This is a genomic window from Streptomyces hyaluromycini (genome assembly GCF_002217755.1).
Classification (GTDB): Bacteria; Actinomycetota; Actinomycetes; order Streptomycetales; family Streptomycetaceae; genus Streptomyces; species Streptomyces hyaluromycini.
Window position 1 is genome coordinate 15,127 of sequence record NZ_BCFL01000035.1, and the last position, 13,390, is coordinate 28,516.

13 protein-coding genes and 1 pseudogene are annotated in these 13,390 nt (G+C 68.9%); 9 read left to right on the forward strand and 5 right to left on the reverse strand.

Translation table 11 applies throughout. The features are described 5' to 3' along the window. The first annotated feature begins 284 nt into the window (after nucleotides 1-284). The 3 genes from SSP29_RS45470 to SSP29_RS45480 all read left to right on the forward strand — a co-directional run bounded on the left by SSP29_RS45470 (nucleotide 285) and on the right by SSP29_RS45480 (nucleotide 2,665). A complete protein-coding gene (locus SSP29_RS45470; RefSeq protein WP_089106865.1) occupies nucleotides 285-1,049 on the forward strand; it encodes a GIY-YIG nuclease family protein in 765 nt (254 codons plus the stop codon). Between the two features lie 508 nt (nucleotides 1,050-1,557). Then, nucleotides 1,558-2,025, forward strand: coding sequence for a hypothetical protein (locus SSP29_RS45475; RefSeq protein ID WP_145969039.1), 468 nt, complete (start codon nucleotides 1,558-1,560; stop codon nucleotides 2,023-2,025). Nucleotides 2,026-2,266: 241 nt separating this feature from the next. Then, a complete protein-coding gene (locus tag SSP29_RS45480; protein ID WP_089106867.1) occupies nucleotides 2,267-2,665 on the forward strand; it encodes a DUF6300 family protein in 399 nt (132 codons plus the stop codon). A gap of 208 nt (nucleotides 2,666-2,873) precedes the next feature. Here the strand turns inward: SSP29_RS45480 and SSP29_RS59440 are convergent. The 3 genes and pseudogenes from SSP29_RS59440 to SSP29_RS45490 form a co-directional block, all read right to left on the reverse strand. Continuing rightward, nucleotides 2,874-4,535, reverse strand: a pseudogene (locus SSP29_RS59440) (Tn3 family transposase); the annotation flags it as partial. A gap of 27 nt (nucleotides 4,536-4,562) precedes the next feature. Next, nucleotides 4,563-5,903, reverse strand: coding sequence for a DUF4158 domain-containing protein (locus SSP29_RS59445; RefSeq protein ID WP_150136201.1), 1,341 nt, complete (start codon nucleotides 5,901-5,903; stop codon nucleotides 4,563-4,565). A 125-nt stretch (nucleotides 5,904-6,028) separates the two neighbouring features. Next, a complete protein-coding gene (locus tag SSP29_RS45490; RefSeq protein ID WP_089106868.1) occupies nucleotides 6,029-6,523 on the reverse strand; it encodes a hypothetical protein in 495 nt (164 codons plus the stop codon). A gap of 214 nt (nucleotides 6,524-6,737) precedes the next feature. Here SSP29_RS45490 and SSP29_RS52720 point away from each other — a divergent pair, with 214 nt between their 5' ends. From SSP29_RS52720 to SSP29_RS45515, 5 genes are all read left to right on the forward strand, one after another. Further along, nucleotides 6,738-6,950: a hypothetical protein gene (locus SSP29_RS52720; protein WP_145969040.1), complete on the forward strand. Its 213-nt coding sequence runs from the start codon at nucleotides 6,738-6,740 to the stop codon at nucleotides 6,948-6,950. Between the two features lie 502 nt (nucleotides 6,951-7,452). Continuing rightward, a complete protein-coding gene (locus SSP29_RS57735) occupies nucleotides 7,453-7,683 on the forward strand; it encodes a helix-turn-helix transcriptional regulator (RefSeq protein ID WP_245883541.1) in 231 nt (76 codons plus the stop codon). A 297-nt stretch (nucleotides 7,684-7,980) separates the two neighbouring features. Then, nucleotides 7,981-8,997 carry a tyrosine-type recombinase/integrase gene (locus SSP29_RS45505; protein ID WP_150136202.1) on the forward strand — a complete coding sequence of 339 codons (1,017 nt, stop codon included), beginning with the start codon at nucleotides 7,981-7,983 and terminating at the stop codon, nucleotides 8,995-8,997. A 79-nt stretch (nucleotides 8,998-9,076) separates the two neighbouring features. Further along, nucleotides 9,077-9,982, forward strand: coding sequence for a HipA family kinase (locus SSP29_RS45510; protein ID WP_089106871.1), 906 nt, complete (start codon nucleotides 9,077-9,079; stop codon nucleotides 9,980-9,982). A gap of 152 nt (nucleotides 9,983-10,134) precedes the next feature. Further along, entirely contained in the window at nucleotides 10,135-10,422 is a 288-nt protein-coding gene (locus tag SSP29_RS45515; RefSeq protein ID WP_089106959.1) for an Rdx family protein, read from the forward strand. A 1-nt stretch (nucleotide 10,423) separates the two neighbouring features. Here SSP29_RS45515 and aceB read toward each other — a convergent pair whose 3' ends face one another. Continuing rightward, entirely contained in the window at nucleotides 10,424-12,046 is a 1,623-nt protein-coding gene (aceB, locus tag SSP29_RS45520) for a malate synthase A (RefSeq protein WP_089106872.1), read from the reverse strand. A 184-nt stretch (nucleotides 12,047-12,230) separates the two neighbouring features. Continuing rightward, nucleotides 12,231-12,830 carry a nucleotidyltransferase family protein gene (locus SSP29_RS45525; RefSeq protein ID WP_089106873.1) on the reverse strand — a complete coding sequence of 200 codons (600 nt, stop codon included), beginning with the start codon at nucleotides 12,828-12,830 and terminating at the stop codon, nucleotides 12,231-12,233. 155 nt (nucleotides 12,831-12,985) lie between these two features. Here SSP29_RS45525 and SSP29_RS45530 point away from each other — a divergent pair, with 155 nt between their 5' ends. Further along, nucleotides 12,986-13,300: a DUF5955 family protein gene (locus SSP29_RS45530; protein WP_089106874.1), complete on the forward strand. Its 315-nt coding sequence runs from the start codon at nucleotides 12,986-12,988 to the stop codon at nucleotides 13,298-13,300. Nucleotides 13,301-13,390: the final 90 nt, after the last annotated feature.

The following is a 13,390-nucleotide window of genomic DNA, read 5'->3' on the forward strand; positions in this document are numbered from 1 at the left end:
TCGCTGTGGACAGCCGCCTCCAGTTCGCGGTCCCCGCCCCCACCGACCCCGAGCCGGAACCGGCCGCGGCCTGAACACCAGCACACACCACTCAGCCCCCTCGCTACGTCCCGGCGAGGGGGCCGATCTTCGATCTGAAAGCTACTAGCGGGTTACTTGTCACCTGGTTCGCCGCTCGTTAACGGCACCCCACCACACAGGGCCAGCCTGGGAAGCAGAGCGAGCTCGTCGTACGAAGCCGGGTCGAAGGAACGGCTGTCAGTGCCGCATGGTAGGGAAAGGCCGTGAAACCCCCTGACACGCCCGGCGAGCCCGGCCGTACCGCCTTGTACCGCCTGTACGACACCGCGGACACCCTGCTCTACGTGGGCATAGCCGTCGATCCGCGCAGCCGCTGGGCCCAGCACGCCCGAGACAAGCGCGACACGTGGTGGCCCCAGGTCGCCACGAGGGAGGTCGACTGGTTCGACACGCGTGAGGCCGCGGAGCAGGCCGAGCTCACCGCGATCCTCGCCGAGCGCCCCCGCCACAACGCCGTGGGCAGCCTCCGCAACCGGCACGGCACCAGGGTCAGCGACGGCATGGCGCGCAAGCGGCTGCTGGCGCAGCTCGCGACCCAGATCACCGACACCTACCAGGTGACGGCCCGGCGCAGCGCGGAACGCTGGGTCCTGGAGGTGCCCGACCTGCCGCAGGTGCAGACCCAGGCGAAGAGCCTGACGGCCGCCGAGCGCAACGTCCGCCAGCAGATCGCGCAGGAACTCGGTCGCGAGGCGGACGCCTTCACCGTCCGCCTCCTCCTCCAGGAGCTGCCCGCGGACGTGTGGGAGTCCCTGCGGACGCTGGGCGCCGCACAGCGTTCCGCGGAAGCCGCAGAGGAAGCGCGGCGGTCGGCGACGGCACTGACCGTGAGAACCCTGCTGCGGCACTTCAGCCAAAGGGACGCAGGCCAGATCCTGCGGATCACCTTCCAGCGGGTCCAGCAATGGCGCGACGAGTCACCGACAGGCACCGAGTGGGAACTGCCCCCGATCCCCTTTAGGGACTGATCACGCTCCGGGCGCCTCCGCCCGAAGCGGCAACGCGCCGATCTGTCCTGGAGTCCTCGCTGACCAGGACACGCGAAAATCGTCCCGGGTGGCACGGGGGAGGTCACCCGGGACGGCCCACCCAGCCTAGTCCGTGAAGGGCCCTACAGGCCCAAACTGGCTTCTTTACCAACCCGTCGGCCGGACACGCATGCCCAAGATCAACTGCTTAGCGCTAATGGCTGTACCCAGTACTGAAGGCCACTCCGAGCCGTCCGCCACGTACTGGCGGATCACCCTCCGTAGCAGCTCGCCGCCGGGCGACGAGCCCAGTGTCACTCATGCCCCCGGGCCCAGAATGACGTCCAGCGCAATCCGCATCATTGACAGGGTGGACTGCATCCTTCACCCTTGATGACACGGAGGAAGCTCCGCGCCATCAAGGGGAGGTCGTATGCGAAATCTGTTGGGCCAACTGCGGGAGATCGAGACTCGGCAAGCAGCGCTGCGGGAGGAGCAGGCCGAGGTCATGCGCGCCATCGTCAGCGCTGCCAGCGGAGTCACCGAGGCCGCCGAGTTGCTCGGGCTGGACCCGAAGACCGTTCGGCAGCGCGAGCGCGGCACCAGCGGCATCGTCATGGTGGTCTACCGCGGCACGAACACAGAGAAGGTCGACGACAAGGGACGTCTCTTCGGAGAGACCGGCCAGGGAGAGGACAGCGCGGCCCAGCTCAGAGCCGACAGCGAGTGGTTCGCCGTTGCCCAGGACAAGCGCGAGACCCTGCGTGCGGTCGTGTATGTCGTTGAGGGAAAGGTGGCACGGGTGCGGGAAATCGAGGACGGCGAGTGGCGTGAAGAAGAGGGGAAGGTCGCGCTGCCGGTGGGCCCGGCGCTGTCCCCGGCAGAGGTGAGGCAGATGTTCCCGACGTTGCCCTTCAACGTCGACAGCCCTCGCCCGATGGTGCGCGGCAAGATCCGCGAGTACATCGCCCTGTAGTCACAAGACGGAACCGGGCGCCGCCAGTTCAGGCAGGCGGGGCCCGTCCGTCGCCGCATCCGGCATCACCATCGCTGTCGCCTACGGTCACCAGCAGACCAGGCTTCACGGAGAACTGGCGACAGTTGAATAGGCGAGCCCACCAGTAACGGCCGGTCTGAAGGTGTGCGGCGCTTGACGGTGATCCAGGAACGGGCACATCGTGGCGCATTGCACCAACCTGTCCCAAAGGAGAACTGCTATGTCTTTCGAGTGGCGCTACTTCGTCCGTCCCGACGGTTCCTTCTGGCGCACGCCCAACATCGACGGGCACCTCGACTCGGTGACGGACGAGGAATTCGCAGGCATGGACGGCGTAGTCGGCGGGCGCCGCGAGAAGGAGATACCGGTGCCGTGCTCGCGGTGCACACGGAAGCTGCTGCTGCACTGGAGAGCGCCGGCGCCGGGCGTGCTGCTGGAACTGTGCGAGGGCTGCGACAGCGGCCGCCCGGCCGCGAGTGACCTGATCCGCTGGATCGGCGATCCCGCCCGGCGTTCGACAGACCTGCCGCTGCTCTTCGAGATGTGGGAGACGGAGACCATGGAATCCATGGGCTGGGTTTTCGTACCTGCTGAGGACGATCCGCACGCACAGAACTGACCCGACCTCACGAGGATCGTTCTCAACGCCCTGGTGACCAAAGGCCCGCAGCAAGCCATCCGGGCTTCAAATCCAAGGGGCTTCCAACTTGGGAGATGCCGAAGGCCTCCGCCGTTCCGCTGGTCACCGGCGCCTTCGGATCGAAGGGATTCGGCCGATCACGGCCTGTCAAAACTTCTGACAGCAACACCGGTTTCCTGGTCCGTTCCTACTCGGACCCCAGCCCGGCTCCGGGATCGTCCGTGCCTGCGGTCCGCAGCGGCCTGTGTCCCTTCTCGTCGAGCTGTGCGAGTTCGTGCTCGTAGTCGACGGTGATCGAGCCGTAGTAGTTGACCACCGAGCTGCGGGCCGGGGAGATGTGCGCCAGGACCTCGGCGTCCACCTCGCGGCTGGCGCCGCGCAGTTCGCCGACGGCCAGGCCCATGTACTCCGTGTGCCAGCAGACCACGCTGTTGGTCACGACGGTCAGGCACCATGCCTGCTCGTTCTGCTGCTCGGGCTGACGGCGGGTGACTTTGCCTTCACGGGCGTAGTGGAGCTGGCGGCGCAGGGCGTGCAGGGACTCGCCCTTGTTCAGTTGGCGGGCGATCTTGCGCCGGTAGCCCTCGTCCGACAGGTACTTGGCCGCGTAGATCGTTCTGCGGATCGCCCCGTACTCCTTGAGCGCGGCGGCCAGGGCGTTCTGCCGGGAGGAGGCGGAGAGCTTGCCGACGATCAGGGAGGCGGTGGCCTGGCCGTACTTCAGCGACCCGGCGAGACGCAGCAGGTCGTCCCAGTGGTCGGCGACCAGGTCGAGGTTGGCCTTCTTCGTCAGCAGCGGCCCCGCGGTCGGGAACCGCTCCTCGTAGTCGGCCTTGGCGCCCATCCGGTACAGGGTGATCTTGCCCAGGTCGCGGATGCGCGGGGAGAGCTGTTTGCCTACCAGGTCGAAGAGGCCGAAGTTGACCAGGGTGACGCCGTGCGTGTCGGTGGCGTGCTCGGTGATCGGCAGGTCGGTGGCGTTGCCCAGGATCTCGTCCAGCACGTAGTGGGCCTCGCGGTGCGTGGCCACGATGACCTTGGTGCCGAAGGTGGAGTGCTGGTCGGAGACGTGGGTGTAGGTGGAGATGCCCTCCGAGACGAAGTACTTGTTCAGGTGCCGGGCGGTGATCGACTTTCCGCGTGTGGGGAACCGCTGCCCGTCCGAGGAGGACAGGGTGCCGGAGCCGAACATGGCCGTCACCGGCAGCTGGTGGTGGTAGTTGACCAGGCAGATGTTCGCTTCGCGCAGCGTCTCCTCCCGGATGTACCACTCCGCCGTCCACGCCAGCACGTCGTAGGGGATACCGCAGGACGCGGCCATCCCGTGCAGCCCGAGATTCGTCGAGAGCCCGATCAGACAGGCGATCAGGTTCCTCTTCAGCTGCGGGGAACGGGCCTGCTTGCCGCCGGCATGGGTGAAGCAGTCCAGGAAACCGGTGTGCCGGTCCATCTCCACCAGCAGCGAGGCGATCGGCACATTCGGCAGCATCCGCTCCAGCTCCGCATGCAGCTCCTCGGCCTCGGACGGGATGTCCTCCGCCGTCAGCGGGGAGATGACCAGCTCCCCGTCATCGTTTAGCCGCACGGGCCCGTCGCCGCGCTGGAGCGTGCTCTCCAGGTCGGTAAGGGCCTCGTCGAGTTCGTCCATCACCAGCGGCAGAGCCTCCGAGAAGTCGGGGCTCTTGCCGACCAGGCGGCAGAACTCCGCGCGGTGCGCCTCCCACTGGGCGGGCTTGAACAGGTAGGCGGCCGGGTTGTCGTAGCGGCGCGAACCGGGCACGTACACGTCGCCCGAGCGCAGCCCGTCGCGCAGGCTCAGCAGCGTGCACAGCTCCCAGTAGTGCCGGTAGGCGGTCGCATCCCCCTTCGCCGCGGCCTAATCGAGGTAGCCCTGCCACCGGGACGGCACGAACACAGTCGGGGCGCCGTCGGGGACGTTGCGGGCGCCGGTGGCGTTCAGCTCCCGCAGGATCGTGAGCGCCTCGATCAGCGGCTTCGCGTCCGTGCCGCCGGCGAACCGCACCACCTCCAGCACCTTCGGCGCGAACTGCCGTATGTAGCTGTAGGAGCCGGCTAGCAGCGCCAGGTGCCCATGGTCTTTCGGCAACCTGATGGTGGCGCCGGCGTGGGCGGCACGGATGCGGTCCATGCCGATCTTCTCGCGCAGCAGCGCGCCGACCTCCTCGTCCGCGATGCCGACGTCCGCGAGGACGGGCAGGATCTCGTCCAGCAGCGCGAGCCGTCCCTCCGACAGCTTGGCCCGCTCGGCGAGCTCGTCGCGCAGCTTGATTCGGGCCCGGGACTCCGAACCCGACAGCGTCTGGTCGAACAGCTGCACCACGGAGTCGAGGACGTCGACCGCGGACTGCGCCAGCAGCGTGAGCAGGATCGGATGGCGCCGGTTCGGCTCGCGCCGCACCAGGGCCTGCGCGGTCAGCCGACGCCCGATCTGGGCGAGGTGGCGGCGGCGTTCGGCGGGCAGCGCGGACAGGTCGAGCGTGTCGGCGTCCAGGCCGCGCAGGAACCTCAGCTTGTCGACCTCGCCACCCACGCTGTTGGGCGACGCCTGCACCGGTCCAGTGCCCAGCCAGTGCAGCCGCGAGGACCGCAGCTTCGGATCGACGACCAGCAGCCCGTCCAGACCGCGGGCCCGCTCGGGGGCCAACAGATGGGCCACACGGGCGTGGGTCTCCCGCTCGGCGGCCTCGCGGGCGGTGGCAACCTTCTCCAGCAGCGAGACGACACCCGGCCGGATCACCTTCGCCGCACGCAGGTACTCGCACCCCAGCCGGAACAGCAGCGACGGGGAGTCGTGCTCCATCGCCCGCGCCAGCAGGAACTCATCCAGCTCCTTGAGCTCCAGCACCTTCGCCGGCTTCCACGACAGGAACTCGGCGACCTGGCGCAGATGGTCGGTACGGGTCTGCTCCCGCTCGCCGTAGCCCGCCAGATCGGCCACGGCGAGCCCGAGCTGGCGGGCCAGCCGGCCAACCGCCGCGGGCGGAGCGGCGGGCACGTCGTCGGGGACGAAGCCCAGCCAGGGCAGCGTGGACAACTGCACGGCGGCGCCCAAAACATTCTGGGACCGGCGGAACTTCCGCAGGAACGCCTCGTCGGCCGGGGTGAGGGTGAAATAGCGGATCAGCTCGTCCTTGCCGATCGCCGGGAAGGACCGTAAGCCCTCCAGTTCCTCATCCGAGAACACCCGCGTGGCCATCGGCCCCTCCCACCCACTCGATCAACGCGGACGGCACCACCGGTACCCGGCCAGGCCGAACGGGCAGACGGAAACCCCCGAACTGGCGCCAGCAGAACGGGGGTTGAGGTACTCTCCGGCGCCCGTCACACGGGGCCCGCTCCCTGATCGCGCAGGTTCGCCATGGTCGGATCGGCCTTGATCCGCTTCGAGGACCGCACCGCGCCGAGCACCGCGGCCGGAAGGTCGTCCGGCCACTCCTCGGGCTCGACCATCATCTGCTGGCCGACCGTGACCACGGTCATCAGCAGCCCCATGGCGACCTGCTGCTGAAGCGCCTCGCGCATCCCGCCCTCGCGCGGCGTGATGCCCGCAGCCTCCCGTACGGCCCGCTCGCAGTCCCGGGCCAGATACGGGTGGGCTGGAGCGGACAGCGCCATCATCAGGTTCATCGCCTCGTGCGCGAGCCCGTCGCAGATCCGGTTCCATGTCTCCCGGTCGTAGCCGCCCTCCTTGTAGTAGTCGATCGCGAGGGTGACCCCCTCCATCAGCTCCTTCACCTTCGGGGCGACCTCGCCCAGGAGCTTCTGGATCTGCTCGTCGTTCAGGTCGTTCAGCGACGGCTCGTCGGCACTCAGCATGGCGGCGACGCTACCGAGCCGCCCATGGTCACCGCGCCGCTTCCCCGAGATCAGCCCAGATCAGGGGCTGTCCCACGGCTTAGCGTTGTTTTTTCGGCGAGAACTACCGGGACCCCAACAGCCACAGAGCGGCCTCGTTCTACGGGCCTTCCTGGCCTCCATCGCTCTCGCGGCACTGCACCCGGAGGAAGCCCTGGCGCTGCGCGTTCGAGACGTGGAACTCGCAGAAGACGGCGCCGGTTGGCTTCTGGTCCACCCGCAGGCACAAGACCGCCGCGAGAAGGATTTGGACCGCGCGGGCGCCGTACGGCGTGTTCCCGTCTGCCGCGAGTTGACGGCGATCTTGAAGGAGGAGACCATCCGGCGCGATCTCCGCCCTGATGACGCGATGTTCGTTCTCGACAACGGACGACCGCTGACCGCCTAGGTCTACCGGAAGACTTGGCGGCAAACGCGGGCGGCGGTTCTGCAAGCGCATGAACTCAACTCGCCGCTCGGTAGGCATGTTTCGGCTCTTCGTGACGCATGCATCGCGGCGTGGCTGAAGAACGGTGACCAGACGGCAGCGCACATCCTTGCGGTGGCCGAATGCGCCGGAATGAGGGCTCCTCGTCTCGCCGAACGCTTCGCGTACTGCCTTCGCAAGCCGACACGGGACGAAATCCCTTGGGATCGACTCGAAGCTGCCCTGGCCCTTCCTGACCTGCCGAGCGAGCCGACTCCGACCGCGCGACGTCCGTAGCGGTACTCCGAGTCGCGGCTTGTCCGCGATTCTTCCCTGCCTCACGACAGGCAACGGCTGGGCGGAGCACCGGTTTCCGCCCAGCCGGGCTCCCCTCTCCCGTACCTCACAGAGAACCTCCGATGCCTGCACGACCCTTGCTAGCCCCACTGCTTCCTCCGCAGTCGTACGCACGGCCTTCCTGACTGTGAAGGACGCCGCCGATTACCTCGGCCTCTCACCCCACACCCTCTATGTCTGGCGCCATCGTCGGCAGGGACCGCCGAGCTTCCGTATGGGCCCTCGTGGCCGTGTCATGTACCGGCGGGAAGCCCTCGATGCCTGGATTCGTGAACAGGAGCAGGCGGATTCCCGCTCCAACCCGGCGCTGAACCCGCTGAGCGGAGCGCCGGAGCAACGCAGCCGCCCCGTCGCCTGACCCGCCAAACGCCGTCGCGCACCCTGCACCCCCTCGGAAAAGGAGCTCCACCTGGCCGGCTACATAGAAGACCGCTGGATAAAGAAGAAGGACCCGGTAACCGGGCAAAGAGAGAAGACCGCTCGCTACGGCAAGGGGAAGCGGTACAAGGTCGCCGGCATACCTGGCGTTCGGGACCGATCCTTCGACGTCCTGGAGGATGCCAAGGCGTGGCTTCGGCGGGCGGCTACAGACGAGGAGCGCGGCGAGTTCGTTGACCCGCGCGACGGATCCATCACGCTGGCGGACTACATCGCGATGCACTGGGCGCCCGGCAGGGGCGGTGTTCCGAAGACCCAGGACAATCAGGAGCGGAGAGCGCGCCTGCACATCATTCCGCACCTGGGCCGACTGCCCCTGAGGAACATCACGGCGGCGGATCTGCGCGCGTACATAGCCACGTTGGAGTCAACCGTCTCCTCGGTCGACTACCAGCGCGGCATCCTGTCCGAGCTCTCCTCCATTCTGGAGGCGGCCGTCGACGACAAGCGGCTCGCGAGCAACCCGATGCACGCGAAGTCCGTGCGGTGGCCCAAGGCGACTCAGGAGCGCCGTGAGGCTTGGCTGCTGGGGACAGCGCTGCGAGTCCGTGACGTCATCAGCCCGCGCAACCGGATAACCGTCGTCCTCGGTCTGGGGTGCGGACTCCGCCAGGGCGAGGTGTGCGGGGTGAGCCCGGAGGACATCGACTACGCGAGAGGTGTCCTCCATGTCCGCCGCCAAGTCCAGGCGATCAAGGGGAGGCTGTACTTTGCCTTGCCGAAGGGGAAGAAGACTCGTGTCGTCGATATGCCCCCCTCGGTGGCCGAGGAGCTCAAGCGTCATGTCGAAGCGTTTCCGCCGGTGGAGGTGGAGCTTCCATGGGGGAAGCCGGAGGGGCAGCCGAGGAAGTTCTCCCTGTTGCTGACCACGCGGTTCGGCAACGCGATCGCGGTGAACACGTGGAACACCTACACGTGGAAGCCCGCGTTGGCCAAAGCCGGGATTATCCCGCCGCGCGCCGAGGGGGCGAAGAAGTGGCAGTGGGAGGCGGCGCCGAAGGACGGCTTTCATGTGCTGCGGCACACCTACGCCTCCATCATGCTGGAGGCGGGAGAGTCCGTCGTGACCGTGGCTCGGTGGCTCGGGCACTCCTCGCCAGCAATCACCCTCGGTTACTATGCTCACTTCATGCCGGAGGCCGGAAGCAAGGGCCGGACGGCCATTGACGGGCTGCTGGGGAGGCAGGGAGATCCGCATGCCATTCGAAACTCCCCAGATTCTCCCCAGGGCTGATGGCCGGCCATTTCCACTCCTGGGCGCCCTCAAGGGTGGGCGTGGATTGCAAGGTTGAAGAGTGGAGTGGCCTAAGAAAATGCTGAGATGTGTCGCTGCAACTCGCTATATCGCCCCCTTGAGGTCGGGCGGCTCCGTCCCCGCAGTCGTCGAGGCCGACGACCTCGGCACGTACGTCGTGAAGTTCACCGGGTCCGCGCAGGGGCACAAGGCGCTGGTCGCCGAGGTGATCGTGGGGGAGCTGGCGCGGGCGCTCGGGCTGCGGTTCCCCGAGCTGGTCCTGGTGCACTTCGACCCGGCGATCGCCGGGGACGAGCCGCACCAGGAGGTGCGCGACCTGCACGCGGCCAGCACCGGAGTCAACCTCGGGATGGACTTCCTGCCCGGTGCCGAGGACTTCACCCCGCAGATCGCCGAGGTCTTCCCGGTGGATCCGCTGGAGGCGGGCCGGATCGTCTGGCTGGACGCGCTCACCGTCAACGTCGACCGCACAGTGCACAGTTCCAACCTCATGGTCTGGCCGACCCTCGGCATCGCACCCCCGCGCCTGTGGCTCATCGACCACGGCGCCGCCCTCGTCTTCCACCACCGCTGGGACACCTCGGCCCCCGGGAAGGCGTACGACTTCCGTCATCACGCCCTCGGCCGGTACGGCCCCGACACCCGGGCCGCCGACGCCGAACTCGCGCCCAGGGTGACCGAGAAGCTGCTCCGGGACGTCCTCGCCGAGGTTCCGGACGCCTGGCTCACCGACTTCGGCACGCCCGACGAGATGCGCGAGGCCTACGTCGGCTATCTGCTGGCCCGGGTGCGGGCCTCCGCCGAGTGGCTCCCCACCGACTTCCCGAGCCGCGACCAGCTCGCGGACGAGGAGGCCGCCCGCGCGGCCAGGACCCGGCAGGGCCGCCCGGACTGGCTGAAGCGGGTTCCCGACCTGCACGGCAAGCCCGCGGCCCAGCAGGACTGGTCGGTACACCTCGGCTGACCGGCAGCCGGCGTGACGAGACCGGGTCGTCCCCACCGGCGAGCCGCTTCCGGTCCGGCCGCGCGCCCGCCCCTCGGCCTGCCGCCCGACCCGGCCGCCTGCCGCTTCGCCGGTGATCTCCCCGGGTGATCACCTTCGGTTACCATGCCCGGATGAGTGAGAGCCGGCGCGTCGAGATCGAGTACTGCACCCAGTGCCGCTGGCTGCCGCGGGCGGCCTGGCTGGCGCAGGAACTGCTGACCACCTTCGAGACCGAGCTGACCGAGCTGGCGCTGAAGCCGGGCAAGGGCGGGATCTTCGTCGTACGGGTCGGTGACGAGGTCGTGTGGGACCGGCGCGAACAGGGCTTCCCCGAGCCCACCGCCGTGAAGCAGGCCGTACGCGACCGAGTGGCCCCGGGGAAGTCCCTGGGCCACTCGGACAGGCCGGCGCCGGAGTAGGTCAGCCGCGCAGCTGCTCGTACGCGGGCAGCGTCAGGAAGTCCGCGTAGTTGTCGTCGAGGGCGACGGTGAGCAGCAGGTCGTGGGCCTGCTGCCAGTGGCCGGCCGCGAAGGCCTCGTCGCCGGTCTCCGCGCGGATGGCGGCGAGTTCCTCGGCGGCGATCCTGCGGGCCAGCTCCGGCGTGGCCTTCTCGCCGTTCTCGAACTCGACACCGGCGTTGATCCACTGCCAGATCTGCGACCGCGAGATCTCGGCGGTGGCCGCGTCCTCCATGAGGTTGAAGATGGCCACCGCGCCGAGGCCGCGCAGCCACGCCTCGATGTAACGGATGCCCACCTGCACGGCGTTGACCAGACCTGCGTAGGTCGGCTTCGCCTTCAGCGAGTCGACCGCGATCAGGTCGGCGGCCTCGACGTGGACGTCCTCGCGCAGCCGGTCCTTCTGGTTGGGTTTGTCGCCGAGGACCCGGTCGAAGGACTCCATGGCGATCGGGACCAGGTCGGGGTGGGCGACCCAGGAGCCGTCGAAACCGTCGTTCGCCTCGCGGTCCTTGTCGGCGCGCACCTTCTCGAAGGCGACCTTGTTGACCTCGGCGTCCCGGCGGGACGGGATGAAGGCCGCCATGCCGCCGATCGCGTGCGCGCCGCGCTTGTGGCAGGTGCGGACGAGGAGTTCGGTGTACGCCCGCATGAACGGGGCGGTCATCGTGACGGCGTTGCGGTCCGGGAGGACGAACCGGGGCCCGCCGTCACGGAAGTTCTTGACGATGGAGAAGAGGTAGTCCCAGCGGCCGGCGTTCAACCCGGAGGCGTGGTCGCGCAGTTCGTAGAGGATCTCCTCCATCTCGTACGCGGCCGTGATCGTCTCGATCAGCACGGTGGCGCGGACGGTGCCCTGCGGGATGCCGACGTAGTCCTGCGCGAAGACGAACACGTCGTTCCAGAGCCGGGCTTCGAGGTGCGACTCGGTCTTCGGGAGGTAGAAGTACGGTCCCTTGCCGAGGTCGAGCAGCCGCTGCGCGTTGTGGAAGAAGTAGAGCCCGAAGTCGACGAAGGCGCCGGGCACCTGCTCGCCGTCGACCTCCACGTGCCGCTCGTTCAGGTGCCAGCCGCGCGGCCGCATGACGACCGTCGCGAGCTCCTCGTCCGGGCGCAGCGCGTACGACTTGCCGCTCGCCGGGTCCGTGAAGTCGATGGTCCGGGTGTAGGCGTCGATCAGGTTCAGCTGACCCAGGACGACGTTCTCCCAGGTCGGCGCGGAGGCGTCCTCGAAGTCCGCGAGCCAGATCCGGGCGCCCGAGTTGAGCGCGTTGATGGTCATCTTGCGGTCGGTGGGACCGGTGATCTCGACCCGGCGGTCGTTCAGCGCCGCGGGGGAGGGCGCCACCCGCCAGGAGTCGTCCGCGCGGACGGCGGCGGTCTCCGGGAGGAAGTCCAGGGTCGAGGTACGGGCGATCTCGGCGCGGCGCTCGGCGCGGCGGGCGAGGAGTTCGGCACGGCGCGGCGAGAACCGCCGGTGCAGCTCGGCCACGAAGGCGAGCGCCGCGTCGGTGAGGACCTCCTCCTGCCGGGGCAGGGGCGCGGCGTCGACGATGGCCGGCGGAGACGGCGCTGGTGCGGACATGAGCTGTCACTTCCTTCAGCGGTGGCACCGGGTGCCAGTCGTTCCGGGTAGAGCGAAGCGCACCCCGAACAGGGCCAGGCGCTTCTGAACAGTGGATACTAGTTTCCTCATCGTGGAAGTTCAATGGTTTGTTGATGTCGAGATTCTCCGAGTCGAGCAAAGGCGGCGCTCAGTGCCATCCCGCTCACTCAAGGTGGCCCAGGTCCGCTTCCGTGTCGATGTCGTACGGCTCGGCCACATCCCCGCACTCGACGAGCGTGATCGCGTCCTCGTGGGCCTTGAGGTAGGCGCGGGCGCCCCGGTCGCCGGTCGCGCTCGCGGCGATCCCCGCCCAGTGCCGGGCGCCGAACAGCACGGGATGCCCGCGCACCCCGTCGTAGGCGGCCGACACCAGCGACGACTCGTCCCGGAAACCGGTGACGACCCGCGCGACCGCCGCCGCGCCGATCCCCGGCTGGTCCACCAGCGACACCAGGGCCGCCCGCACCCCCGCCCCGGCGAGCGACTCCAGCCCCACCCGCAGCGAGGACCCCATGCCCTGCGCCCAGTCCGGGTTCTCCACGACCACGCAGCCGCCCAGCTCGGCCCGCTCCCGCACGTCGTCCGCACGGGCCCCCAGAACCACGTGCACCGGCCCGCAGCCGCCCGCGCGCAGCACCCCGGCCGCGTACTCCACCAGCGGCCGGCCCCGATGCGTCAGCAGCGCCTTGGGCCGCCCGCCGAGCCGTCTGCCACCGCCGGCGGCGAGCAGCAGCCCGGCGATCCGGTCATGCGTGTCCGTCATGCGTCCTGCATACCCGACGCCGGGGCCGGCGGGCGGTTCCGAAGGGCTGAAATTCCGTCCGCGCTGTAGCGCTTTCCGTACGGGAGGGCGTTTACTGACCCGCGTCCCCGGGCGCCCGACCACCGTCCTGGGCACCTGGCGAGGGGGGGAGAGCTGTGTTGCGGAGCTTGGGGCAGAGGCCAGTGACCGGCAAGGACGAGGATCCGAGGGTGACGGAACTACGCACGGCGGTCTCCCGGCTGCGCCGCGAACTGGCCGCACATCCGGCCGAGTTCCCGGACCGCGCGATAGCCGAGGACGAACTGGCGGCCCTGGCGGCGATGGCGACGGGCGGCATCCCGGAGATCCCCCGCCTGCGCCGCTCCCTGTTACTGATAGCGGGCGCGATCGGCTCGATGAGCGCCCTGTCCCGGGGCCTGTCTGACGTGCGCCAGGCGGTGGACCTGTTCGGGGAGACCCCGAGAGCCTGAAGACGAAGGGCGCGGTTGTTCACCTAGGGGCGCGGGGAACTGCGCGACCGGCCCCCACGCACCCGCACTCGCCAACGCTCCTGTCGGCCC